Annotated in this window: 21 protein-coding genes; 19 read left to right on the top strand and 2 right to left on the bottom strand. The window is 35.8% G+C overall.

Going from position 1 to position 24,992, the window contains the following annotated elements; all coding sequences use genetic code 11:
- The first annotated feature begins 2 nt into the window (after positions 1 to 2).
- The 16 genes from QYC40_RS17405 (at position 3) to QYC40_RS17330 (ending at position 17,926) form a co-directional block, all read left to right on the top strand.
- Positions 3 to 854, top strand: coding sequence for a glycosyltransferase (locus QYC40_RS17405; protein WP_301991490.1), 852 nt, complete (start codon positions 3 to 5; stop codon positions 852 to 854).
- Complete coding sequence (locus QYC40_RS17400) at positions 854 to 2,029, top strand: O-antigen ligase (RefSeq protein ID WP_301991489.1); 1,176 nt, start codon at positions 854 to 856, stop codon at positions 2,027 to 2,029. The genes QYC40_RS17405 and QYC40_RS17400 overlap by 1 nt, the downstream gene beginning before the upstream one ends.
- On the top strand, positions 2,019 to 3,128 hold the full coding sequence (locus QYC40_RS17395) for a glycosyl hydrolase family 28-related protein (RefSeq protein ID WP_301991488.1): 1,110 nt from the start codon (positions 2,019 to 2,021) through the stop codon (positions 3,126 to 3,128). The genes QYC40_RS17400 and QYC40_RS17395 overlap by 11 nt, the downstream gene beginning before the upstream one ends.
- Before the next feature lie 4 nt (positions 3,129 to 3,132).
- Complete coding sequence (locus QYC40_RS17390; protein ID WP_301991487.1) at positions 3,133 to 3,843, top strand: glycosyltransferase family 2 protein; 711 nt, start codon at positions 3,133 to 3,135, stop codon at positions 3,841 to 3,843.
- On the top strand, positions 3,840 to 4,433 hold the full coding sequence (locus tag QYC40_RS17385; RefSeq protein WP_301991486.1) for a DapH/DapD/GlmU-related protein: 594 nt from the start codon (positions 3,840 to 3,842) through the stop codon (positions 4,431 to 4,433). Before QYC40_RS17390 ends, QYC40_RS17385 begins: the two co-directional genes overlap by 4 nt.
- A gap of 10 nt (positions 4,434 to 4,443) precedes the next feature.
- Complete coding sequence (locus QYC40_RS17380) at positions 4,444 to 5,577, top strand: NAD(P)-dependent oxidoreductase (protein WP_301991485.1); 1,134 nt, start codon at positions 4,444 to 4,446, stop codon at positions 5,575 to 5,577.
- On the top strand, positions 5,577 to 6,620 hold the full coding sequence (locus tag QYC40_RS17375; protein ID WP_301991484.1) for a hypothetical protein: 1,044 nt from the start codon (positions 5,577 to 5,579) through the stop codon (positions 6,618 to 6,620). Before QYC40_RS17380 ends, QYC40_RS17375 begins: the two co-directional genes overlap by 1 nt.
- 26 nt (positions 6,621 to 6,646) lie before the next feature.
- Positions 6,647 to 7,579, top strand: a complete 933-nt coding sequence (locus QYC40_RS17370) for an NAD-dependent epimerase/dehydratase family protein (protein ID WP_301991483.1) — start codon at positions 6,647 to 6,649, stop codon at positions 7,577 to 7,579.
- Between the two features lie 30 nt (positions 7,580 to 7,609).
- Positions 7,610 to 8,566 (top strand): glycosyltransferase family 4 protein, encoded by a 957-nt coding sequence (locus tag QYC40_RS17365; RefSeq protein ID WP_301991482.1) that lies wholly within the window; start codon positions 7,610 to 7,612, stop codon positions 8,564 to 8,566.
- A 23-nt stretch (positions 8,567 to 8,589) separates the two neighbouring features.
- Positions 8,590 to 9,027 carry a WxcM-like domain-containing protein gene (locus tag QYC40_RS17360; RefSeq protein ID WP_301991481.1) on the top strand — a complete coding sequence of 146 codons (438 nt, stop codon included), beginning with the start codon at positions 8,590 to 8,592 and terminating at the stop codon, positions 9,025 to 9,027.
- A 100-nt stretch (positions 9,028 to 9,127) separates the two neighbouring features.
- Positions 9,128 to 9,907 carry a polysaccharide biosynthesis/export family protein gene (locus tag QYC40_RS17355; RefSeq protein WP_301991480.1) on the top strand — a complete coding sequence of 260 codons (780 nt, stop codon included), beginning with the start codon at positions 9,128 to 9,130 and terminating at the stop codon, positions 9,905 to 9,907.
- A 9-nt stretch (positions 9,908 to 9,916) separates the two neighbouring features.
- Entirely contained in the window at positions 9,917 to 12,316 is a 2,400-nt protein-coding gene (locus tag QYC40_RS17350) for a polysaccharide biosynthesis tyrosine autokinase (protein ID WP_301991479.1), read from the top strand.
- Positions 12,317 to 12,588: 272 nt separating this feature from the next.
- Positions 12,589 to 14,529, top strand: a complete 1,941-nt coding sequence (locus QYC40_RS17345; protein WP_301991478.1) for a nucleoside-diphosphate sugar epimerase/dehydratase — start codon at positions 12,589 to 12,591, stop codon at positions 14,527 to 14,529.
- A 65-nt stretch (positions 14,530 to 14,594) separates the two neighbouring features.
- Positions 14,595 to 16,586 (top strand): DNA primase, encoded by a 1,992-nt coding sequence (dnaG, locus tag QYC40_RS17340; protein ID WP_301991477.1) that lies wholly within the window; start codon positions 14,595 to 14,597, stop codon positions 16,584 to 16,586.
- 100 nt (positions 16,587 to 16,686) lie between these two features.
- A complete protein-coding gene (locus QYC40_RS17335; protein WP_301991475.1) occupies positions 16,687 to 16,872 on the top strand; it encodes a hypothetical protein in 186 nt (61 codons plus the stop codon).
- 1 nt (position 16,873) lies between these two features.
- Positions 16,874 to 17,926: a glutaminyl-peptide cyclotransferase gene (locus tag QYC40_RS17330; protein WP_301991474.1), complete on the top strand. Its 1,053-nt coding sequence runs from the start codon at positions 16,874 to 16,876 to the stop codon at positions 17,924 to 17,926.
- Positions 17,927 to 18,296: 370 nt separating this feature from the next.
- Here QYC40_RS17330 and QYC40_RS18600 read toward each other — a convergent pair whose 3' ends face one another.
- A complete protein-coding gene (locus QYC40_RS18600) occupies positions 18,297 to 18,767 on the bottom strand; it encodes a sensor histidine kinase (protein WP_367652298.1) in 471 nt (156 codons plus the stop codon).
- A gap of 51 nt (positions 18,768 to 18,818) precedes the next feature.
- On the opposite strand from QYC40_RS18600, the gene QYC40_RS17325 reads away from it, so the two are divergent.
- Positions 18,819 to 19,682 (top strand): HEPN domain-containing protein, encoded by an 864-nt coding sequence (locus QYC40_RS17325; RefSeq protein ID WP_301991473.1) that lies wholly within the window; start codon positions 18,819 to 18,821, stop codon positions 19,680 to 19,682.
- On the opposite strand, the gene QYC40_RS17320 is transcribed toward QYC40_RS17325, so the two are convergent.
- On the bottom strand, positions 19,679 to 19,957 hold the full coding sequence (locus QYC40_RS17320) for a helix-turn-helix transcriptional regulator (RefSeq protein WP_301991472.1): 279 nt from the start codon (positions 19,955 to 19,957) through the stop codon (positions 19,679 to 19,681). The two genes, QYC40_RS17325 and QYC40_RS17320, sit on opposite strands and share 4 nt — an antisense overlap.
- Before the next feature lie 408 nt (positions 19,958 to 20,365).
- Between QYC40_RS17320 and QYC40_RS17315 the strand changes: the two genes are divergently transcribed.
- A complete protein-coding gene (locus QYC40_RS17315) occupies positions 20,366 to 21,760 on the top strand; it encodes a TlpA disulfide reductase family protein (protein WP_301991470.1) in 1,395 nt (464 codons plus the stop codon).
- Positions 21,761 to 21,781: 21 nt separating this feature from the next.
- Entirely contained in the window at positions 21,782 to 24,991 is a 3,210-nt protein-coding gene (locus QYC40_RS17310) for a SusC/RagA family TonB-linked outer membrane protein (protein ID WP_301991468.1), read from the top strand.
- The last annotated feature ends 1 nt before the right edge of the window (position 24,992 follow it).

Below are 24,992 nucleotides of genomic sequence, written 5' to 3'. Positions count from 1 at the left end.
AAATGGAAAGCAAAATCAGAAGGACGGATTTATTCTTAATAATTGTTTTATATAATTGTAAGCTCGAAACTTCACAAACTTATAATTCTATTTTAAAGAATAATTCCTTTTTAAATTTAAATGGAGTAATTTATGATAACTCTGTAGAATCTCAAGATATAAAAATAATACCATCAATTGGGGATTTTGAATATATACATAACCCTGAAAATCCAGGATTGGCGGAAGCTTATAATTTTGCGTTAAAAAGAGCAGTCGAATTAAAATCAAAATGGCTTGTTCTATTAGATCAAGATACTTATATAACTGCGGACTACCTCGATCAATTAGCAAATTTCGATTTAAATAATCATCCAGATGTAGTAATAAATATTCCTGTGGTTAAATCTTTTGATAAAGAAAAGTTGATTTCTCCTTCAATGCTTAGAAATGGCGGGTTTAAACCTTTTAATGATATAATTTATGGAGTTCAGAATGAAAAAATTTCAGGAATTAATTCAGGAACATTAATAAATATTGATTTTTTGAATTCAATCAACCAATTTAATTTATTATATCCTCTAGACATGTTAGATCATTGGTATTTTAGGGAAGTTTATAGGAGAAAAAAACTTGTAAATATTTTTAATTGTGAAATTTTTCAAAATCTTTCCGTACAAGACGGACTAGAAAAAAACATGAGCGTTAAAAGATATGTTGGCTTTGTGAAAGCTGAAAATTTGTTTTTCAGAACCGATAGTTTAAATCAGTACCTTTTGTATAAACTTAGACTGATTTTCAGAATCTATAAACAATTGAGATATAAAAACAAAGGGTATTGGAAAGAAACCCTTAAAATCTTGTTTGCAAAGTAATGGTAACTGTTGAAAAAAAATATGGATTAAAAGATCTATTTTTCTATGTGGTAATAATAGAAATTGTTATTGGTGGAAGTGGAAGAATGATTGAATTTGGTCCTTTATCATTAAAAATGGTTCTTTTCGCAATTGCCTTAATAATTTCTTTTTTTTCTTTAAGGGAGGTTAAAAGTAGTGAGGTTTTTAAAATTCAAACTTTTTTTATTATTACACTTCTTACAAGTTTTTTGGTTGCCATCTTTAATAGGGCTGATCCTCCAGCCTTTTTAGAAGATATGAAGCCACTCCTTTTTATTTTTATGATAAATTATTTTGCCATTAATATAAAGACCAGAAAAGATATTGAAATAGTGACTCTTTTAATTAAAAGAGCATCTTTAATTATGGCTATTATTTATCTTTTAACAGTTTTAGCATTGTTTTTAGGAGTGTTAAATTTTACAACCTTTTATGAGCAGCAAAGTGAAGGAAGTGAAATAATGTTCAGGAATGAATATTTCTTTTTATACAAAGGGTTTTTATATTTGGGGATTGGATTTTTCTTTTGTCTTCTTTCTATCAAAAAACTTGATAAGCTCTTTGCATTAATTCTATTCATCGCTTTAGCATTAACTCTTACTAGAGGCTTCATTCTTGCCGCATTATTATTGTTTGCGTATTATGTGTTTTTCTTAAATAAAAGTATTTCATTAAAAAGCATTACGATAGTTTTAGGAGTAGTTAGTTTCATATATTTTCTTCCATTACTTTTCGATACATTAGGTGATAAATCAGATTCTGATATGATAAGAATAACTAATATTAATGAAGTATTAGATGCACTTACTATTCCGAGTTTTTTTATAGGTCATGGATTTGGTATTGGTGTCCCAATCAGACCTGTACATATGGAAATTTCATATTTAGAGATATTTCATAAACAAGGAATATTTGGACTTTCATTCTGGATTTTTTTGTTTGTATTCTTAGTAAAAAAATATATTCAATTGAAAATTTTTAAAAAAGAAGCTTTGCCTTATGTTTTAAGTGTTGGTTTTGTTTATTTACAATCTTTCACGAATCCTTTTATTAATAATCCGATTGGTATTTCAATTACATTAATTTCAATAGTTGTATTAATACGTTTAAAAGAAGAAGAAGATCGACTTAATTTTGCAAATTATGGAACTTAAAAAAGTTATATCATTTTATGTTTTATTTTTAACAATTATTACACATTCTTGTGCACAAAATAAAAATTCCACTTTCATTTCTGTTGTAGATTATGGTGCAAAACCCGCAAAAAATTGGACTAGTGCTGTGGATAATTCTGCTGCTATCCAAAAAGCTATTGACAACAATCCAGGAAAAATGATCTTTATACCTTCTGGAATATACTTGATCTCCAAAGAAATTAATATTAAACATGGAGTTCGAATTGTTGGAGAAGATAAATATAGTACAATTTTACAATCTACAAGCAATAATACAATGAGGATTAGTGCTGGAGGCGTTACCCTAGAAAAGCTTTTTTTTTACGGGCAAGGTAATATAGGTTTAAGTGTAATTAACATACGAAATGTAATGCTAACTGATTTGTTATTTCAGAATGTTGATTATGGAATTATGTTTCAAAATGTTTGGAATGCAAAATTGCGTAATGTGGATGTTGAGATTAATTCTAATCAAAATCCTAAAGTTAAAAAGGGTTTTGTTTTTTCAGGACAATGTGTAAATAATCATATTTCTGATTCGCAAATTTCTGCAATGGATATAGGGATAGAAATTCAAAAAAGTGAAAAGCGATCAGAAGGCCTAATGTTATCTAATGTTCTTATATATGGTGCAAAAACTGGCTTGAAATCTGAAGGTGCTTTAAGTCTGCAAGTAAATAATTGCATAATTGATCTTTGCGAAGAGTATGCAATACAAACTAGAAATACAGCAGGATTATTAGTTTCAAATAGTTGGTTATATTCCAAAGGTAATCAAAATACGCAAGCTGTAAAATTATACACTACATGGGATAGTCATTTTTCAGCCAGTAATATCAAAACAGAAAATGGAAATGCTGTTATACTTATTGGAGATTACAGTAATAATAATATATTTTCCAATTGTACAATTGAAGTCGTGAATTCAAATACAGAGGCTGTAGTTTTTGAGCAAAATACAAAAGCAAATTTGTTAAAAGATAATAATTTTAAAAGTTTGAAAAATAAGCCCTCAACTATTTTAAATAGAGGAATATCAAATAAAATTATCGATAATAGTAACACAATTATAAAATAATTTAATGAGAAAGAAGGTGTCAGTATGTTTAGCAACATATAATGGAGAGGAGTTTATTCAAGAACAGATTGATTCAATTATATCTCAATTAAAGGAATCAGATGAATTAATTGTTTCAGATGATAATTCAACTGATAATACTATAAAATTAGTAGAGCGTTATAATGATGCGAGAATTAAGATCATTTATAATTTAGGTGAGCGAGGTTATTCTAACAATTTTGAAAATGCGATTAATAATGCTTCGGGTGAATATATTTTCCTTTCTGATCAAGATGATGTATGGATGGATGATAAAATTGAGACCATGCTTTCTGAACTTGAAAATTATGATTTGGTAATTTCAGATGCATTAATTTCAGATAGTAGTTTGGCTCCTACCTTGGGATCTCATTTCGCAAATAATGGTACAAAAAGAGGGTTTTTTAATAATTGGATAAAAACACGATATATTGGAGCTTGCATGGCATTTAATCGAACTATTCTAACTAAACTTTTGCCTTTTCCTGAAAACAAAAAGCTTTGTGCGCATGATTATTGGATAGCTCTAGTTGGAGAAAAGTATTATAAGGTTAAGTTAATCGATAAACCTTTGATTAAATATCGTAGACACGGAAAGAATGCCTCGACAGGTGGAGAAAAAAGCAATAATTCTTTTATTCATAAAATTTTGGTAAGGATTTATTCCTTAAATCAATTAGTAAAAAGGATATGAGTTTATTTAGAAGGTACTCAATTAATAAAGTTTTCAGTTTAATTATTGATAAGGTTCGAACACTACTTCTTTTTAAAGAAGCTCGTATTATTCGGTTCCCAATTGATGTTAGAGGGAAAAAGTTTATTTCTGTAACGAAAGGTTTTACGACAGGGATAGGATGTCGCATTGAGGCATATCCGGAAAACAATAATATGACTTTGTTTTTTGGGGAGAATTTTCAAATGAATGATTATGTGCATATTACAGCAATGGAAAGCGTGAAAATCGGAAAGAATGTGCTCCTAGCTAGTAAGGTTTATATTTCTGATTGTTCACACGGTAGTTATTCTGGGGATGAAAATGATTCTTCTCCTTTATCAATTCCCAAGGATCGACCATTGTTTTCCAAGCCTGTTGAAATAGGCGATAATGTGTGGATTGGTGAATTTGTTTCAGTATTACCTGGAGTCTCGATTGGAAGAGGTTCAATAATAGGAGCAAACTCAGTTGTTTCACGAAACATACCTGAAAATGTAATTGCTGTGGGTTCTCCAGCAAAACCAATAAAGAAGTTTAATTTTGAAACCCAAAAATGGGAAAAAATATAAAAATAGAAATATGAAAAACATTTTAATAACTGGAGGAGCTGGTTTTATAGGGTCTAATTTAGCTCTACAATTAATTTCTAAAGGGCATACTGTTACCGTTTTTGATAATTTATCTCCACAAATTCACGGTGAGAACGCCAAAGAAACTTCTCCTTTGTTTCTTAGTATTAAAGATAAGGTGAAATTTATAGAAGGTTCGGTTACGGAGGTTGAGCGTTGGAAAGAAGCGCTAATTGGTCAAGACGTAGTTGTGCATTTAGCAGCAGAGACGGGTACAGGACAATCCATGTACGAGGTGCAAAAGTATGTTGATGTTAATATTAACGGTACTGCCTTATTATTAGACCTATTGGTTAATACACAACATCAGGTTAAAAAAGTAGTCGTTGCCTCTTCACGTTCTATTTATGGAGAAGGTAAATATATTAGTAAAGAACTAGGTGCAGTTTATCCTTCCCATCGATCAGCAGAGTATATGGATAAAGGTGAATTTGAGGTTCAATACCCAGGATCCACTGCCCTTCAATTGGTTGGGACAGATGAAGATTCTAAAATTCATCCATCTTCCGTCTATGGAATTACTAAACAGAACCAGGAGCAAATGATTATGACCGTTTGCCCGACATTAGGAATAAGTGCGGTAGCTTTTAGGTATCAGAATGTATACGGGCCAGGTCAATCATTGAAAAATCCGTATACAGGAATATTATCGATCTTTTCCACTCAAATAAAAAATGGAAATGGCATTAATATTTTTGAGGATGGTAAAGAATCAAGAGATTTTGTATTTATTGATGATGTTGTTGCTGCTACCATTTTAGGAATTGAAAAGGAGGAGGCAAATAACCAAGTTTTCAATGTTGGAACGGGAGAAGCAACAGATGTATTAACCGTGGCTAACGGATTAATTAAAAATTATGGAATTGAGGTTCCTATTACTGTTTCTGGAAATTACAGATTAGGTGATATTCGCCATAATTATGCTGATTTAAGTAAAATTAATAATTTACTTGGCTTTGTTCCAAGCGTAAGTTTTGAGGAAGGATTGAAACACTTTACGGATTGGGTAAATACACAGGAGGTTCAAGAAGATCAATATCAGAAGTCAATTGACGAAATGAAAGCGAAGGGATTGTACAAATAATGGAAGGCTCGGGATTGCTGAACAAGGATATCTTATTGATTTCTGTTAAGTTTTTTAATTATGAAGTTCTAATTAAAGAGGAATTAGAACGATTGGGAGCACATGTCGTTTTATTGGATGAAAGACCTTCAAACTCTTTTATGAGTAAGGCAATTATTCGATTTAAAAAAGAGCTCATGCAGACAAAAATCAATAATTATTATAAGAGTTTAATGGAACGATTTAAAGACAAGAAGTTTGATTATTTCTTGTTGATAAAAGGGGAAGCAGTTCCCGTATTTTTTATCGATTTTCTTAAAGAGAAAAATCCTTCAATTAAATTGTTTTATTACACCTACGATTCTTTTAAGAACAATCCAAATGGTTTAAAAATTCTTCCATTTTTTGATCGGAAATTCACATTCGACAGTGCAGATGCAAAGACCTATAATTTATTATTTAGGCCCTTGTTTTTTGCTAATGATTATTCAAAAGTGAGCTTTCCTGAGGATGCCAATATGGAATATGATGTTGCATTCGTGGGTACAGCTCATTCTGATAGATATCGTATTAGTGAAATGACCAAAGCTTGGTGCGAAAAAAATGGATTAAAAATGTTTACATTTTATTTTTCTCCTAGCAAATTACTTTTTAGGTTTAATCGACTGACAAAAAAGGAATTTAAGGCTTTTGATGAATCAAAGATTTCATTTAATAGTTTATCACATCAGGATATTATCAACTTGTACGAAAAGTCAAAAGCTATTCTAGATATTAATCATCCAGGACAAAATGGATTAACCATGCGTACCATGGAAGTTTTAGGTTCTAGAAGAAAATTGATTACCACAAATCCCAATATAAAACAATATCCTTTTTATCACCCCAATAATATTTGGGTGTTAGAAAGAAGAGATATTAAATATTCAAAGGAGTTTTTTAGCTTGCGGTATGAGGAAATTTCTAAAGAGGTTTACCATGCGATGTCATTAACAGGTTGGATCGAAGAGATTTTTGGTTTGGAATCAAAAGCAATTTGGAATCAGGTTATAAGCGAAGTTTAATTTCAATATAAAATTATTACCAATCAATGGAAAGTTTAGATAATAAGGTTCTAATTGCAGGAGGATCCGGGTTTATTGGGAAAAATTTGATTGAATTTTTAGGTCAAATGAAATACCAAGTAGATACCTTATCCCTTAGGCATTTGGATTGGCCAAAAAAAATGAATGAGAATTGGTCCGTAATTATTAATTTAATTGGTAAGGCGCATGATCATGCGGGTGAGGCGACCGAGGAGGATTACTATTTAGTTAATTTTGAATATACTAAATTGCTTTTTACAGAATTTCTTAATTCCAAAGCCAAACTATTTATTCATATTAGTTCCATTGCAGCTGTTGAAGAATATGGTACAAAAGACAAATTAGTTGAAGGATCAACCTGTCATCCAATTTCTTTTTATGGTAAATCGAAGTTTGCTGCAGAGAAGTGGCTTTTAGAACAACAACTTCCTTATGGAAAACAATTGGTTATTCTGAGGCCGCCTATGGTTCATGGAAAGGGAGATAAAGGAAACCTGGGGCTTCTTTATAAATTTATTGCTAAAGGAATCCCTTATCCTTTAACTGCCTACGAAAACCAACGTTCATTTATCTCTATCCAAAATTTCAATTTTTTTATTGAACAAATAATAAAAAATCATACAGAATTAAAATTAAATCTTTACCATATTTCAGATGATGAAGCACTGTCGACCAAAGAAATAATTGAAGTAATTTCAAAAACTTTAAATAAGAAACCTTTTAATCTAAAGGTGCCAAAGATATTTGTAAATACAATTGCAAAGATTGGAGATATTATACCTATTCCTTTAAATAGTAAAAGATTAAAGAAAATGACAGGTAACCTGATTCTAATTAATGATAAACTTAAAAAAGATTTAAGAATTACTAAGTTGCCCTTAACCGCTAAAGAAGGAATTGAGAAAACTATATTAACATTTTCAGAGTCCTACAAATAACAAGAGTTTAAAAATATAATAGATTTGAAAATGGTTTACTTTATTGTTTTTATAACCTTATTAATTATTGAGCTGCTTTATTTTAAATTAGCTGATCGATTTAACATTATTGATAAACCTAATGAACGATCGTCCCATAGTACAGTAACATTAAGAGGTGGAGGCGTGATTTTTTATTTCGCAGCATTAGCTTATTTTATCACTTCTGGTTTTGAATATCCTGGGTTTTTTCTAGGATTGACGATGATGACTATTATATCTTTCTTGGATGATGTCTTCACCCTATCAAATAAAATCCGGCTGTTAGTACATTTTACATCAGTTCTTTTAATGGCCTATCAATTGGATCTCTTTGAAATGCCTTGGTATTTCCTATTAATTGGATTTATCGTGGTTGTTGGTGTAATCAATGCCTATAATTTTATGGATGGCATTAATGGTATTACTGCTGCTTACAGTTTAGCAGTCGGTGGTTTGTTGTTGCTCGCCAATATGGAAATTGGTTTTATTGATCAGGATTTTCTAATATATACCATGCTTGGGGTATTGGTATTTACCTATTTTAATTTTAGGAATAAGGCGAAGTGTTTTGCAGGGGATGTAGGCTCTGTCGCTATCGCATTTATTTTATTATTTGCTTTGGGTCTACTGATTTTATCGACTGGGAATTTAATCTATATCTTGTTTTTAACAGTTTATGGTATTGATGCGGTTTGGACCATTATTCGCAGATTGGCGAACAAGGAGAATATATTTAAGGCGCATCGATCACACCTTTACCAATACTTGGCCAATGAGGCTAAGGTAAATAAGTTGTGGGTTTCTGCGAGTTATGGCATTATTCAGTTCGTTATTGGATTGCTAGTTCTTCAGGTTAAAGATTTGCCGGATAATACACAAATTATGTTTGCTGTGGCATTATTAAGCATATTATCTTTCATTTATCTTTTTATAAAGACAAAAGTAAAAAGGAAATATTTGGTTTAAAAATCATCTAAGTGATAAGAAGAATGGGAATTAATAAAGTTAAGCAGATTGCTGGTGGTATAGCAAAGGATGTCAGAGGTCAAATTCGATTCGTTAATGATTTTGACATGTCAGAGGTAAAGCGTTTTTATATCATCAAAAATAATAATACCGATTTGGTAAGAGGTTGGCGTGGACATCAGATTGAAAAGAGATGGTTCTATGTGCTATCTGGCAAATTTCAAGTCGATTTAGTGTTGATTGATAATTGGGAAGAAGCAAATAAAGATTTACCTGTAGAAAGAGTAGTTTTAAAAGAAAATGGCCTTTCTGTTTTGGCTGTTCCAGTAGGATATGCGACTGCCTTTCAAGCATTAGAAGAGGGTTCTGAATTATTGGTTTTTGCTGATTATGGAATTGATAATGCCAAATTGGACGATCACACTTGGCAACTTGACTATTTTGTAAACCGATTGGACTAAAATAATAGAATATTAAAATGCTATTTATTTTATATTTAACTGTATTTTTACGCAATTTTGGTTAGGATTTTGCTAATACCAATCGATAAATAAAGAAACTATGTTAAGATTAAGTTCTATTATTGGATATGTATTTTTAAGCTTGGTTATTCTAAGTATATATTCTTGTGGTAACAGAAAAGAATTGGTTTATTTCCAGTCGGATTCTACATTACTTAAAAACACCTTTGAATTAAGTGTGCCTAAATTACAAACAGGAGACATTTTAGCTATTTCTGTTAATGCAGACGATGTTCGTGCAACAGCCCCATTTAACCCAATTTCCCCTTATCAAGGATCCACTGGAAATATTCAAACTTCTAGTATTTTTGTTCCCACTTATACTATTGATATTGATGGGAATATAGATTTTCCTATGATCGGCGAAGTTAAGCTCGAGGGTTTGACTAGGACGGAAGCAATAGATTATCTGCGAAAAAAAGTGCAGGTTTATATTAATCAACCTCGTATAAGTTTGGAAATTCGAAATTTTAAAGTAACGGTTCTTGGAGAGGTTAATAATCCAGGGTCTTTTCCTGTAACTAATGATAGGATCACTATTTTAGAAGCTTTAGGTTTGGCTGGTGATCTAACTATTAATGGAGTTCGAAATAATATATTAGTGATACGTGAGATAAATGGTAAAAAGGATGAGATTCGAATCGATTTAACTAAACGTGAATCATTAAATTCACCTGCCTATTATTTAATGCAGAATGATGTAGTTTATGTCGAGCCAAATAATGCGAGAATTCAATCTTCAAAATATACACAGAATACATCCATATTTGTTTCAATTGCAGGTTTAATTATTACTATCATTGCAGTAATTGTAAAATAATTTTTCTTTATGAACTCTAATCCTTATCCTCAAATAAAACAGAAAGAAGAACAAGAGCTAAATCTAAAACAACTATTTGAGCAATATGCTTTTTATTGGAAATGGTTTGTTATATCTGTTTTAGTCTGTATTGTTGGGGCATTAATTTATTTACGTTATGCAGATAAAATTTACAATATAACTGCAAAAATTCTCTTACAAGATGAGAATAAGGCAACAGGTGAATTAGCCGGTTTAGCTGAAATGGCCTCTCTAACTGGAATTGGAAGTACAACATCTGCCTATGTTTCTGACCAAATTGATGTGATGAAATCTAGGAGGATTTTTAGAAAGGTTGTAGACTTAAATAAATTTAATATAAAATATTATATTAAAGGAAATGTAAAAACGTCAGAAGTTTTAGAGTCTCAAGCACCTATTCGTTTAGTTATCTTAAATCCCAAAGATACAAGACTTGATAGTGCTTCATTTGAATTGGCTATAAAATGGAAAGGTAATAAAATAACTGTTGATGAAAAGAGTGGCGGTTCAAAAGAAGTGATTTTTGGACAAAAATTTAATAGTCCTATAGGTCCTATTATGTTACTTTCTCAATCTAAAAATTTAGCTCAAGGGGATCTTTTAATTAGTTTTTCTAATGTAAATACTACAGTTGATGATTTACTTAAAATTGTACAAATTACTCCAAATAAAGAAAAACAATCTTTTGTAGTGAATTTTTCCATGAATTCTGAGAATGTTTTCAAATCAGAATTAATCTTGAATTCCTTAATTGAGCAATATAATAAAGATGTAACAGAAGATAAAACAAGAGTTTCTAGGGCCACATCTGATTTTATTGATTCAAGGTTAGAATTAATTTCTAATGACCTTGAGAAGGCTGACTCTAAAGTTGCAGACTATAAGGATCAAAATAATTTAGTTGATATGCGCTCTGAAGCTGAACTATATATGAAGAATGCTTCCGAAAATGAACGTAGATTGGTCGAATATCAAACGCAATTGCGTTTGGCGGATATGGTTGGAGGAGCCGTAAGAAATAATCAAGGTAACCTTTTACCGTCAAATATCGGATTGGAAGATCCTTCAATACAGGGAACTGTTAAAAGTTATAATGAGTTAGTTTTAGAACGAGATGACTTATTGAAATCAGCAACTCCAGATAACCCGGTTGTTCAAAATTTAAATAAGAATATAAATGAATTAGGTTCTTCTTTACAATCTTCTTTGTCTAATTATAGACAGGTTTTACAGTCTAATGTGAATGCTCTTCAATCTGAGAAGAATAAATTCGAGGGCAAATTAAGTCAATTACCGAACCAAGAACGAGGCTTTAAAGATATTTCAAGACAGCAACAGATTGTAGAATCTTTATATTTGTTTTTATTGCAGAAAAGAGAAGAAACTGAAATTCAAGCTTCCGCAACACCAGCAATTCTCAAAGTAATTGATGAAGCTTACGGATCTAGCATTCCGGTATCACCTCGGAAATCTTTAGTTTTACTTGGAGCTTTAATCGCAGGGTTTTTACTTCCTTTCGGAATTCTTTATCTGAAATTTCTTCTCGACAACAAAGTACATTCTCGTCGAGACATTGAAGAGAAATTTGCAGCACCCATTCTTGGAGAAGTGCCAAGCTCAGATGATCCAATTGTTAAAGATAATGACCGATCTTCTCTCGCAGAGGCGTTCCGTATCCTTCGGACGAATATTGCTTTCATGCTAGGAACTAAAAAGGATTCGGCGGTTATTTTCGTTACTTCAACTACATCAGGAGAGGGTAAGTCCTTTGTTTCAACGAACTTGTCTAGGATTCTAGCCATGTCAGGGAAAAAGGTTTTATTAATTGGAGCAGATATCCGTTCTCCGAAAGTTTTAGACTATTTAGGATTATCTCATTTACAACATACCAATATAGGTATCACCCAATTCTTGATAAACTCTGATATGCCGGTTGAAAATATTATTATTAAGAAGCCAGCACCTTATGATTTTGATATTATCTATTCAGGCTATATTGCGCCGAACCCTGCGGAATTGTTAATGAATGGTCATTTCAAAGAGGTGATTGATTATGGACGTACGCATTATGACTTTGTGATTGTTGATACGGCACCGGTTAGTTTGGTTACTGACACATTGTTGATTGCTGAAAATGCAGATTTAACAATTTATGTAACGCGTGCGAATTATTTAGATAAGCGTCTTTTAAATGTTCCTAAGGAGCTTTACGAAGATGGTAAACTGAAAAACATGGCGGTCGTTTTAAATGATGTTGACTTTGCACGTGGTTACGGTTATGGCTATGGTTATGGCTACGGCTATGGATACATTGATTCGAGTTCGGTTTCTTTACGAGCGAAAATCATGAAGCAATTCTCTAAGTTATTCAAGGGAAAACAGAAATAGAGATATTATGAAGGAAAGAGGTAACATTTCGTTACCTCTTTTTTTTAGTGTTTATTTTCAAAGGCCATCAAGAACTTTAATATTAGTGGTGTTTTAATGGAGTCATGGAAGATTTTTACTATCACGCTCTTAAAATCGAAATGTACCGAATTTGCGCTTTTTCAGCATCGTGGCACTAACTTTGTCCAAGCTATTCATATTTGGTAAGTTTTTATTTTTCTTTCCTCATTTTTTATTCACAAAGGTAAATTGACCTCGAACTAGGACACATAATGAACAGCAATTCACTTAGACGATATTTTCGTAAAGACAGCCCAAGGTGGGTTATTTTGTTAATCGACTTGTTGATTGTCCTCTTTTGTTATTTCTTGTCGAATTTCATCATTAACAGTTTTAAGGGACGATTTGATATGCAACTGATGGTAAAGAAGTCGATTTTCGTCTTTGCCACATATTATTTTTCTTTTCTTTATTTTAAAACCTACCGTGGGATAGTTCGTCAAACGGGATTGAGAGATGCTTGGGGTTTGCTCAAAGCTGTGTTCACAGCGTTTGCTGTTTTGATGTTTACCTCCTTTCTCGTTCGTAGTATCTTTCAGGAATCTAATGCAATCAGCGTATTCTTCAGACCTTCATATGCAGTTATCTTCACCCATGCATTTTTTACGACAGTTTGTTTGGTAGCTGCACGTGTATTTTACCGAACAGTTTATGAGAAGTTTTTCTTTAGCGGACGTGAGGTCGAAAGAGTAATGATCTTCGGTGCAGGTAACATGGGCACATTGACTTTAAACTTGTTCAGAAATGAAATTCGACGAAAGGTTAAAGTAGTGGCGTTTGCGGATGACAATCCGAATAGAATCGGGAAGATGATCAATGGGTATAAGATTATCGATATGGAGAGATTGACTCCCGATTTCGTTAAAAAAATACAGATCGACAGTATCATCATTGCATTGGATGATAACAATAAAGAACGTCTTTCGAAGATATCTGCTAGAATAGAGCCTCTACCTGTAAAGCTTAAGATTATGCCTACCTCAGCAAAGCTATTGAGTGGCAAAGCGGCGACCAGACAATTACGGACTTTAAAAATAGAGGACTTGTTGGGTCGGGAGGCGATAAAGCTGGAAAACCCTGTTGTGCATGAGATGATGCGTGACAAGGTAATCTTAGTTACCGGGGGAGCTGGTTCGATTGGATCAGAATTAGTGCGTCAGATTGCTTTCACAGACTTTAAACATCTGATTGTTGTGGATCAAGCGGAATCAGCGCTATATGATATACAACAAGAGCTAAGAAGTAGTTGCCAAAAGGAAAATGTTTTGTTCATGGTCGGAAATGTAAGAGATCGCCAATTTATGGATTCGATTTTCGAGCAATATAGGCCACAAATTGTATTCCACGCGGCAGCTTATAAACATGTACCGTTGATGGAGCAGAATCCATACGAGTCCATCTTGACAAACGTTTGGGGTTCTAAAAATGTTGCAGATATGGCAGACAAATATGGCGTTGAAAAGTTCGTCATGGTTTCGACCGATAAGGCTGTCAACCCAACGAACGTCATGGGTGCAACAAAGCGCATCGCTGAAATTTATGTTTCGGGTCTGAATAGTAAGAGCCGCACGAACTACATCGTTACGCGTTTTGGGAATGTTCTAGGGTCTAACGGATCCGTAATTCCTTTGTTCGAAAAGCAACTTAAGAAGGGTGGACCTTTGACGGTAACCCATCAAGATATCACACGATACTTTATGACGATTCCTGAAGCTTGCCAGCTTGTACAAGAGGCAGCGGTGATGGGAAAAGGCGGGGAGATTTATGTGTTCGATATGGGCAAGCCTGTTAAGATTATTGATCTTGCAATTCGCATGATTCGATTAAAAGGCTACAAATATCCGGAGGACATCAATATTGAGATTACCGGTCTTCGTCCTGGGGAAAAGATTTTTGAAGAGCTTCTTGCAGACAACGAAAATACCAGCAAAACTCACCATAATAAGATTATGATTGCTCGCGTCAATACGGATGATGTCGATCTGAAAAAGCAAAAAATTGAATATTTGTGTAAACAGGTCGTGACGCCAGCGGGGGATCATAACCCTATGTTACTTGTCGAGCTTGTTAAAGAAATCGTTCCGGAATATATTTCCAAAAACTCCATCTTCTCCAAGTTGGATAATGTAGGAGAGGCTGTCGTCACAAAATAGGCGCAAAAATTAGCGTCTTTTAACCTTTCATTTCCCTTAAGGAGCGTTATCTTTGTACAACAAAGATGATTAAGAAAGAGACAATTGAAAAGGTTTTGGACACTGCTCGTATTGAGGAGGTAGTAGGGGATTTTGTCGATTTAAAGAAAAGAGGAACTTCATTAATTGGCAATTGTCCATTCCACAATGAGAAAACGCCGTCATTCCACGTTTCGGTAAATAAAGGAATCTATAAATGCTTCGGATGTGGCGCAGGAGGAGATTCCTTAAAATTTGTGATGGAGCATGAAAAGTATGCCTATCCTGAAGCCATCCGATACCTCGCGAACAAATACAACATACCTATTGAAGAGGTCGAACGCTCGCCCGCTCAAATGGCAGCGCAAGATAAAAGAGAGAGTCTCTATGTAATCAATCAATGGGCATCAAAATTCTTTAAGCATACCTTATGGGAAACGGAGCTTGGCCAGTCAATTGGGTTGAGTTATTTCCGCGAAAGAGGGTATCGGGATGATATTATCAAAAAGTTTGATCTAGGGTATTCTCCGGAGGCTTGGACTTCTTTGGTCGATGAGGCGGCAAAGGATGGTTTTGCGAAAGAATATTTGACTGAACTAGGTCTTGCTGTAGAACGCGACGATAAGTCTTTATACGACCGCTTTCGAGGTCGGGTTATCTTTCCTATTCATAATCTAACCGGACGTGTTATTGGTTTTGGTGGTAGGACACTGAAGAAGGATAAAACAGTCCCTAAATATGTCAACTCTCCGGAAAGCGAAATCTATCATAAATCCAATGTCCTTTATGGTCTTCATCTGGCGAAGAAATCAATTCTTGAGCACGATGTATGTTTCTTGGTAGAGGGTTATGCCGATGTGCTATCATGTCATCAGGCCGGAGTAGAACAAGTCGTATCCTCTTCAGGAACATCTTTGACTACCGGACAAATAAAGCTGATTTCTCGGTATACGAAGCAGGTCGTTATACTTTATGATGGTGATGAAGCCGGTATTAAAGCTTCATTGAGAGGGACTGACATGCTTCTTGAAGAGGGCTTGAATGTAAAGGTTCTGCTTTTCCCTGATGGAAATGACCCAGACTCCTATATTCAGAAGTTTGGCGCCAGTGAATTCCGATCTTACGTAGATAAGAATCAGGAAGATTTTGTCTTCTATAAAACAAATATTCTTCTTCGCGATGCGAAAGAAGATCCGATTAAACGTGCAGAGGTAATCCGTGAGGTTGTTGAAAGCATCGCACTTATCCCTGATGAAATTAAAGTCTCCGTCTATATCCGTCAATGTAGCTCGTTGTTAGATATCGAGGAACGCGTTCTTCTATCAGAACTCAATAAAATTCGCCTGGCAAAGGCGCGTTCGAAAGAGAAGAAGGAGGCTCAGGCCCAGCAGAACCAAGCTGCAGCAGCCATGGACATGCCTCCTGGCAGCGAAGAATGGTTCCCGGTCGAGATGCTCGCGGCAATGGGCGCAGAAGCACCTTCGGCAGAGCCCGTTCAAGTCGAATCTGCAGAGATTCGACTTGAAAAGGAGTTGGTTCGGATTTTGTTGAATTATGGCAGAGAACTCGTCCATTGGGAAGGTGATGGGGATGTCCCGGTAGCTCCTTATTTGCTAGCTAGTCTTGACGATATCGAGATTATGGATAAAACTTGCAAGCTAATTGTCGACGAGTTTGCTAAACAAGCTGAAAACTTTCAAGTTCCTGAAGCCAAAGTATTTTTCTCACATGAGAATCCCGAAGTTTCCACCTTAGCCGTAGATTCTGTAGTCAACAAATACGAATTAAGCCCAAGTTGGAATGACGACAAACGCAAAATTTTTGTGCCGGAGGAACTCGATCAGTTGAAATCCCTCGTGATTCAAGTTATTTATAGGATCAAGAAAAATAAGATAGAAGTTCAAATGCAGACAATTCGGGAAGAATTGAAGCATACAAGCGACGATGCAGACTTGCAAATTCTATTGGCGAAATATCAGAAACTAAAAGAAGGGGAGCAATTGCTAGGAAACCTTTTAGGCAATATTGTCGTAAAGTAATGGATAGCCGCAAAATGATAGGGGATGAAGGAGAGAAGCAAGCGGCGTCATAAACATCTGGAAGTTGATATTATTGCAAAGGATGGCATATTCTTAATCTTTGTTCAAGAGAAGGTTCGAAAGAGCGCTACTTACGCTGATCTCGAACACCAAACAGAAAGCACTATCGCGCGCAGCAGAAGCTTATATTTTTGAGAACAATTATACGAGACAGATCAGATTCGATTTGATCAGCATCATTGATAAGAAATTAACGTATATTAAAGACGCATTTTTGAATTATTAATATGAAACTAAAACTTAAATACTTTGGATTTGTACTGGCTATACCTTTCCTATTCATCTACAGCTGTAAAACACAAAAAGGTAAATTTGAGTTTGTGAACCCAAAATCCGGATCGAAGGTCTTGAAGGGCGAGAAATTACAACTCAAATTAAACTTCAATGATGTAGCGATAGACTCTGTTGTTTATTCTGTGGATGGAGATATTTTCGATAGAAAAACCGATACCTCAGCAGTAGCATTCGATACAGATAAGCATGGTTATGGGAATAAGCGCTTGAGCGCGAAAATTTATGCACAAGGGAAGGAAGATATCGCATACAGTGATCTGTTAGTCGTACCGCCGGCACCAAAAGCATACGCCTTTGAATTAGTCAATACTTATCCACACGATTCTACAGCGTTTACCCAAGGCTTATATTATGATAACGGAACACTTTACGAATCAACGGGAAAAGAGGATAGAACCTCGCTGCGCAAAGTTGATCTAAAAACAGGAAAGGTGATTCAAAAGATAGGCGGTGATGGTACTTTCTTCGGTGAAGGCATGACCGTAGTAGGGGATAAAATTTACTTTTTAACTTGGTTAAATAAAAAAGGATTTATCTATGATAAAGCATCCTTTAAATTAATCAAGTCCTTTGATTATGGAAAGAGTGCCGAAGGATGGGGATTGACGTATGATGGAAAGCAATTTATTAAATCGGACGGCTCAGCAAATATTTATTTCCTTGATCCTGTAAGCTTACAGGAAACTGGATCTGTTCAGGTTTTCGATGATAACGGACCGGTGGATCGTATCAACGAGTTGGAGTACGTAGATGGAAAGCTATTCGCCAATATTTACGACCAATCTAAGGATGAAGTTGTTATAATTGACCCAACCACCGGTGTTGTCGAAGGTAGAATTAACTTTGTTGGTTTGTATGATGGCGTGAGGAAATCTGCTGATAACGAAATGAACGGTATTGCCTATAAATCGGACACGAAAACCTTCTTAGTTACTGGTAAAGACTGGACGAAATTATTCGAAGTCCGACTTGAAATAAGGAAGTAATCGTGACGTATATTCAAAAATCTTTATTGTTTATAACTTTATAAGATAAATTTCGTTCCTACGATTGGTATGATTAATGGAAAATATTACAGAATGAGTTTTTAACGAAGTTTAATAACTTTCGGGACTTTCCTGAAACGGGGCTCAAGTAGGGATGGTGTAAGATTTGAATTTATTTTCTATGTTGGGTAGCTGGGAAAGCTGAAAAATGGCCACTGCGGTTTTATTGGGTGTCAAATTATACCTGTATTTCAACTTTGGTGAGTTGAATAATACACTTTTGTTATAGTCACCCTTCCTGCTAGGTCAAGAAGGGTTTTAGATCATATGTTATCGAGCCTTATGGTTATTCGTGCCATCCATTCACTAGCTAAAGCAGTGGAATTTTAATATTGATTGTCATACCCTCACCCCTAACAGCGTTTATTTCTATCCGTCCATTTAGGAGCTCGACTTTGATTATTGTAGAGAGTAATCCAATGCCGTTCATTCTTGACTCCGGTACATACATCCCGTTTCCGTTGTCGTGTATTTTGAAAGCCACATATTCCTGAGACGTCTTTAGATGAATAGTACATGTAGTACACTCTGAATGCTTGGCCACGTTGGTTATTAGTTCTTGGGCAATCCGATAAATTACAATTGAGAGCTGTTTAGATAGGATATCCGGATTGCCAATAACCCTAACGTTGAAACGTATTTGATTTTTTATCTGATTGCATATCTGCTTTATGGATTTAACGAGTCCAAACTGTTGTAGATGGACCGGAATCAGATGGTCGGAAATGAGACAATTAGAATTCTCGATAATGGCGGTAAAGTTGGATAGATGACTCGTCATATTTATTGTATCGGAATTTTATCTAGCTCTTATTTTTATTATCTTTAATGTATGGAAGAGTTAAGCCACTTACCGATTGATAAGCAAAACGATATTCTTAAAATTTTAGAAATAATTAAAGAAGTCGCAGTGCCTGAGAAGGTCATTTTGTTCGGTAGCTTTGCGAGGGGAGATTGGGTGGACGATGAGTATATGGAAGATGGCATTATCTATTCTTACAAAAGTGATTTTGACTTTTTAGTGGTTACACAAGGTTCGAAACTCAAGGAGTTCGATATTAGAAATAGAATCGAAAATCGAACGCGGATTTATAAACATCCTGTTAACCCACTGGTCCATGAGTTAGAGCATATTAACTATGGATTGGAACGAGGGCAATACTTTTTTAAATCGATCATCGAAGATGGAATTCTCCTCTATGACACTAAGTTATCTGTTTTTGCGAAACCTAGAGCTTTATCCAAGGACGAACAAAAGGAGCAAGCATTGTTATATTATGAAAATTGGATTGAAAGTGGCCTGAGGATGTTTAGTCACGTAAAACTTATTTTTGAATCCTCTGTTGAAAAAGAGTTTAAGTTGAATGAAGTTTTATTTTTGCTACATCAAACTGTTGAACGTCTTTATGCTGGCTTAGGTTTGATTTATACCGGATTTAAACCTAAAACACATAGTATTAAAGAATATAGAAATTATACTAAATTCATCTCCAATGAGATAAACGAAATCTTTTGTTTTCCTCCCTCTAACGACGAGAATAGAGTATTTAATATTCTTCAAAAAGGCTATATAGATGCACGATATAAAGCTGATTTCAAAGTTGAACAGGTCGATCTCGAGTGCTTAATAGCAAAAGTTGAGATTTTAGCAAAATTAGTGGTTCAACTGACCAACGAAAAAATTAATTCACTTTAGAGATTTTTGCGATACTTTCTCGCCGGTAAATATTTGGGAATATTGACTTCGAAATCAAAAATCACTTTTGGCTGGATTTCTAAAGCTTTGCAGACCGCTACCAATCCGCTGACTGAAATATTATTTTTTCCTCTTAATATCCTATATACTTGACTATAACTAAATCCTGTACGATCTTCTATATCCTCCAAAGTCAATTCAATGGACTTTGCCCTTTCCCAAAGCCTATTTCTGATAACTCCGAGCGTTTCTTTGTCAATGTATTGTTCAGGCATAAACAAAGAGACACGTAAAATTTATTATTTATTATACCAAATTTGGAATAATTAATTTTAATTTTGATATTTGTAAATCATTCATATGGTTAGGCGTGAGAAACCTAGAACCAATGTGAATGCGAATTATAAACTTATACATTCCTGAAAGATATTCAAGGAAGGCCTCCCTTAATTTTAGGTCGCGTAGTTTCTCACGCTCAACCATAGGGCAAGGGAGCTGCCTTTCTTGTGTAGTATTACTATTGAAAGTAAGCTTCCTGCATACTTACATCCTACTTATTTGTCCTCCCGAATAGGCTCTACCTCTATGTTTTTATTTTAATGTGTCGGCATGACGAGACGATGGCTTTTAATTTGCTGAGGTCGCGTATCATTCGCCAGTTTCGCTAATCAAATCCCTTTTATATGACAAATTTTATCCAAAAAAATATATCCAAGACTTTTAAGTTGTTACAGGGGTGTCTCGGTAATCTACATTTCAGAGCTTATCAAAATCTGTGCTTAACACTTCTTACTCTTTGTTTCAGTTTGTTTAGTTACGTCGAAGCCTGGTCCCAAGACGGGACCAGTGCTTTGCGTCCAGGTGTGCTTGAACTGAAAGTCGGAGATGCCCTTCCTGAAGACCTGTGGAATCTTTCATTGACCGTAATAAACCACCCCGAAGGCAAACAAACAATCAGATTAGCTGACTATAAAAATAAACCCATTATCCTTGATTTCTGGGCTACGTGGTGTCCAGGATGTATCACTTCTTTACAGAATTTAGATACTATTCAAAGAGAATTACCCAATGAAGTCGTTATTATACCTATCACCAATGACAACGTGCAAAAGGCTGAGGCATTTATTAAGGAAAGAGGATGGCAACTGCCCACGGTAGTAAACAACTCGATATTACAAGAGTACTTTCCTCATAAATATATTCCCCATTATATATGGGTGAATCAAGAGGGAATAATCGAGGCCATCACAGGGGCCGAGCCCGTTAACAGAGCGAATATTAAGACAGTAATCGATGGTAGGAACTTGGACGTTGCCAATAAAATCGACCTATTAAGTTTCGATTCTAAGAAGCCTTTATTTATCGATGGGAATGGTGGAAGTGGTACCGCTATAAAATACCGATCCTTATTTTCAGAAGCGATCCCAGGCTTATTCCAAACTATTTCTTCAGTAATATCCGACACAATTAACCACACTTCCCGGATTTATGGTATCAACTGCCGCGCCTTGACATTATATTCGCTTGCGTATCAAAAGCTTCAAAGCTTTCCTGAAGAACGTATTGAGTATGAAATTAAAGATTCTGCGAAACGAGCGCTTTTTGTTACCACGAAAGACGGTCAGACTTCCAAAAATCATTTGTTCACTTACGAATTAATTACTCCTTTAAACGCGTCTGACAAAGTAAGGGAACGAGTGGGGGTCGATCTTCAACATTTCTTTGGCTTGAGTGCACGTTTCGAGAGGCGTTTAATTGATTGCTACGTACTGACGGCTCTTCCCACGCTCAAACATGCTTTCTCTAAAGGCGGAGAAAGAAAAGATAACCTGTTCGGTGAGCAAAATGAAGAAAAATATATTCAAAACCAGACAATTGACTTCTTATCCGGCTACCTTAATGAAATTCTGCCTCTAGCGGTAGTTGACGAAATGAGTTACCGAGGAACACTTGATTTAAAGTTTCCACAACCGGACATCCAAAACTTAAAACCGCTTCAGGAAGCGCTTCGCAAGCAGGGTATTTCTTTGGAAAAAGGGAATCGAGAGATTGAGTTTTTCATTATCAGTGATAACTAAGAATTTAACGAAACGATGTGTATGAAATATATTATTTTTACCATTTTATCCTTTTACGTAACACTCGGTGTTGCACAAACCACCCCGCGGCGCACAATTTCGTTAGCAGTCGTGGATGAAAATAATTATCCATTAACGAGTAGCAGTGTTCGGTTGATGGGAAAACAAGGCTCCGTAATTTCTAAAGGTGACGGTAACTTTACGATTGATCTCATCTCAAATGTGGATACCCTTCTGGTCAGTCATTTAGGTTACCACGAACAAAGAATGAGTATAAAAAATACGAGTCCGCTATTTATTGTGGTAACACTAAAAAAAGGGGGGGCAACACAGATTGAAGAAGTAGTCGTTAATACAGGTTACCAAAGCCTCCCTAAGGAGAGAGCCACTGGCTCGTTTGAAACCCTAGACCAGGAGTTAATCAACCGCAGTGTTAGTACGGACATTCTCAGTCGCTTAGAAGGAGTCAGCAGCCTTAATTTCAACAATAGGTCAAGCGGTAAAAGCTTATCGATAAGAGGGCGCAGCACCATTATGGGGAATGCATCCCCTTTGGTCATATTGGATAATTTCCCCTATGAGGGCGACATCAATAATATCAACCCCAATGATGTTGATAATATTACGTTTCTTAAAGATGCCGCGGCAGCTTCCATTTGGGGAGTAAGGGCCGCCAACGGCGTTATCGTAATAACCACCAAAAAAGGGAAATACAATAGGCCCGCTTCGGTCGATTTCTCTGCCAATCTCACGTATGGAGCTAAACCCGATCTTTACTATGCTCCGATGTTAGGCTCAGCTGATTTTATTGATTTGGAGTTGTATCTTTTTGATAAGGGCTATTACAATGCAGCCTTAAACAACGCAAGGAAACCAGTGGTTTCCCCGGTCGTAGAACTTCTCTCGCAGCAAAGGAACGGAACCCTGTCTCCCCAAGAAGTGAGTGAACAAATTGAATCGTTTAAGAAAGTTGATGTTCGCAAAGACCTGAGTAAATATTTTTATCAGCCAAGTTTCAATCAGCAGTATGCATTGAGTTATAGCGGCGGCTCAAATAAGTACAACTACATGCTATCGGCTGGATGGGATAAGAACCAGGAGAACCTAAAGCGGAATGGCTTGGATAGGTTAACGCTCCGGTCGGAAAATAACCTCAATCCCTTGGATGGATTATACCTCCAAGCGGGCATAGTTTTCACCCAAATCAATAGCCAAAATAATAATTTGGGCCTTCAAATGATTAATTCCGCTCCGAAGGGATTTTACCCATATGCTTCCCTAGCTGACCCAAATGGAAACCCATTAGCGATACCTTATGAATATCGTCTGGCTTATATCGATACGGTCGGCTCTGATAAACTTCTTGACTGGCAATACAGACCTTTGGAAGAACTGAATCTCGCAGATAATACGTCACAACAAAACGATATCCGTTTGAATGCGGGGATCCAATATAAACTCTCCAATGGATTTGGGGTGGAAGCACGATATCAGTATCAACAGCAATCGGGGAGCGACCGAAACTATGCCGTTCCTAATAGTTTCCCTGCGCGCAATTGGGTTAATCTTTTCAGTTATCAGGATGGATCGGTAATAAACTACCGTGTTCCCACAGGTGGGTTTCTCGATTTAGCGCAATCAAACTTGAAATCCCATGTTGGACGAGGACAGCTAAACTATAACAAAAACTGGCATGCGATGCATGAACTTTCGGCAATCGTGGGTATGGAGATTCGGCAAACCCATACTACTTCCAATAGGAACCGTACTTATGGTTACAATGGTGAGCTTCTAACATTCGGAAGCGTAAACTATGCGGACCTCCTTCCAACTTACAACAATCTGCGTGGAATGTTGCGCATACCGAATAATACTAATTTTGAAGATGTTCTATTTAGGTTTACTTCCTATTATGGAAATGCCGCTTATACGTTAAAAGATAGGTACACGTTATCGGCAAGTCTGCGCAAAGATGCCTCTAACTTATTTGGTGTTGCGACCAACCAGAAAGGGGTACCGCTGTGGTCTTCAGGCGTCAGCTGGCAAGTGCATAAAGAGGACTTCTACAGGCTTGACATGTTGCCAGTGCTCAAATTCCGAGCGACGTATGGTTACAATGGTAATGTCGACAATACGCTGTCGGCGCTTACAACCTTGCGGTCTGCCAGCAATACCTATCTTACCGGGCTTGATTACGCTTACGTTTTCAGCCCCGGAAATCCCGAATTACGCTGGGAAAAATCAGGAATGTTAAACCTAGGAATTGACTTCGGCTTTAAAAACAATCGATTTTCAGGTAGTATAGACTATTATGCGAGAAAAGGAATAGATCTGATCGGACAAGCACCGATTGATCCTACCACAGGTGTTATATCTCCAACTGCTGAGTTTCTATATAAGGGTAACGTAGCGCAAATGAAAGGGAATGGGTTAGATCTGGTGCTGCATGGACGTATTATAGAGCGCCTGTTTAAATGGCGAACAGATGCGATCTTGAATTATACCACCAACCAGGTCACTAATTACGAAATGTCAAGTTCATCTCTGGCGGCTAATTATGTAGGGTATGGACTTCTGGTTTCTCCCTTTAAGGGTAAGCCGGTTTACGGCATCTATAGTTATCCTTGGGCGGGTCTTGATCCCGAAAATGGCGATCCCCAGGGTTATCTTGATGGTGAAATAAGCAAGGATTATTACGCTATAACATCTGGATCGCCGTCCTCACTAGTTTTTCACGGTTCTGCTGTGCCGACCGTGTATGGTTCCTTACGCAATACATTCTCGTACAAGGATTTTTCCATTTCGTTTACGATGACGTTAAAAGGAGGATATTATTTCCGAAGAAGTAGCATTGATTATCTGGCGCTATACGCAAACTGGAGGGGCGGCCATGCTGACTACCTAAAACGATGGCAGAATCCTGGCGATGAGAAAAGTACAAATGTCCCTTCTTTACCTTATCCGGCAAACTCCGCGAGGGACGCTTTTTACAACAATTCGACTGTACTTGTGGAGAAAGGCGATCATTTGAGGCTGCAAGATATCAACATGTCATATCGTTTGGACGATAACAAAACCGGGAAATATATTAAACAGTTACAGATCTACGCTTATCTGAACAATCTTGGAATCGTATGGAGAGCTAACAAGGTTGACTTAGATCCAGATTATTATTCAGGAGGCTATCCGCTGCCGGTAACTCTATCCTTAGGCTGTAGAGCGACATTTTAAA

Source organism: Sphingobacterium sp. BN32 (assembly GCF_030503615.1).
Taxonomy (GTDB): domain Bacteria; phylum Bacteroidota; class Bacteroidia; order Sphingobacteriales; family Sphingobacteriaceae; genus Sphingobacterium.
This window is presented reverse-complemented; position numbering and strand designations above follow the sequence as displayed.

What these genes read in the sequence shown, in the direction of transcription:
- QYC40_RS17405 (WP_301991490.1), top strand. Translation starts at nt 3, where the DNA reads ATGGAAAGCAAAATCAGAAGGACGGATTTATTCTTAATAATTGTTTTA.
- QYC40_RS17400 (WP_301991489.1), top strand. Translation starts at nt 854, where the DNA reads ATGGTAACTGTTGAAAAAAAATATGGATTAAAAGATCTATTTTTCTAT.
- QYC40_RS17395 (WP_301991488.1), top strand. Translation starts at nt 2,019, where the DNA reads ATGGAACTTAAAAAAGTTATATCATTTTATGTTTTATTTTTAACAATT.
- QYC40_RS17390 (WP_301991487.1), top strand. Translation starts at nt 3,133, where the DNA reads ATGAGAAAGAAGGTGTCAGTATGTTTAGCAACATATAATGGAGAGGAG.
- QYC40_RS17385 (WP_301991486.1), top strand. Translation starts at nt 3,840, where the DNA reads ATGAGTTTATTTAGAAGGTACTCAATTAATAAAGTTTTCAGTTTAATT.
- QYC40_RS17380 (WP_301991485.1), top strand. Translation starts at nt 4,444, where the DNA reads ATGAAAAACATTTTAATAACTGGAGGAGCTGGTTTTATAGGGTCTAAT.
- QYC40_RS17375 (WP_301991484.1), top strand. Translation starts at nt 5,577, where the DNA reads ATGGAAGGCTCGGGATTGCTGAACAAGGATATCTTATTGATTTCTGTT.
- QYC40_RS17370 (WP_301991483.1), top strand. Translation starts at nt 6,647, where the DNA reads ATGGAAAGTTTAGATAATAAGGTTCTAATTGCAGGAGGATCCGGGTTT.
- QYC40_RS17365 (WP_301991482.1), top strand. Translation starts at nt 7,610, where the DNA reads ATGGTTTACTTTATTGTTTTTATAACCTTATTAATTATTGAGCTGCTT.
- QYC40_RS17360 (WP_301991481.1), top strand. Translation starts at nt 8,590, where the DNA reads ATGGGAATTAATAAAGTTAAGCAGATTGCTGGTGGTATAGCAAAGGAT.
- QYC40_RS17355 (WP_301991480.1), top strand. Translation starts at nt 9,128, where the DNA reads ATGTTAAGATTAAGTTCTATTATTGGATATGTATTTTTAAGCTTGGTT.
- QYC40_RS17350 (WP_301991479.1), top strand. Translation starts at nt 9,917, where the DNA reads ATGAACTCTAATCCTTATCCTCAAATAAAACAGAAAGAAGAACAAGAG.
- QYC40_RS17345 (WP_301991478.1), top strand. Translation starts at nt 12,589, where the DNA reads ATGAACAGCAATTCACTTAGACGATATTTTCGTAAAGACAGCCCAAGG.
- dnaG (WP_301991477.1), top strand. Translation starts at nt 14,595, where the DNA reads ATGATTAAGAAAGAGACAATTGAAAAGGTTTTGGACACTGCTCGTATT.
- QYC40_RS17330 (WP_301991474.1), top strand. Translation starts at nt 16,874, where the DNA reads ATGAAACTAAAACTTAAATACTTTGGATTTGTACTGGCTATACCTTTC.
- QYC40_RS18600 (WP_367652298.1), bottom strand. Translation starts at nt 18,767, where the DNA reads ATGACGAGTCATCTATCCAACTTTACCGCCATTATCGAGAATTCTAAT.
- QYC40_RS17325 (WP_301991473.1), top strand. Translation starts at nt 18,819, where the DNA reads ATGGAAGAGTTAAGCCACTTACCGATTGATAAGCAAAACGATATTCTT.
- QYC40_RS17320 (WP_301991472.1), bottom strand. Translation starts at nt 19,957, where the DNA reads ATGCCTGAACAATACATTGACAAAGAAACGCTCGGAGTTATCAGAAAT.
- QYC40_RS17315 (WP_301991470.1), top strand. Translation starts at nt 20,366, where the DNA reads ATGACAAATTTTATCCAAAAAAATATATCCAAGACTTTTAAGTTGTTA.
- QYC40_RS17310 (WP_301991468.1), top strand. Translation starts at nt 21,782, where the DNA reads ATGAAATATATTATTTTTACCATTTTATCCTTTTACGTAACACTCGGT.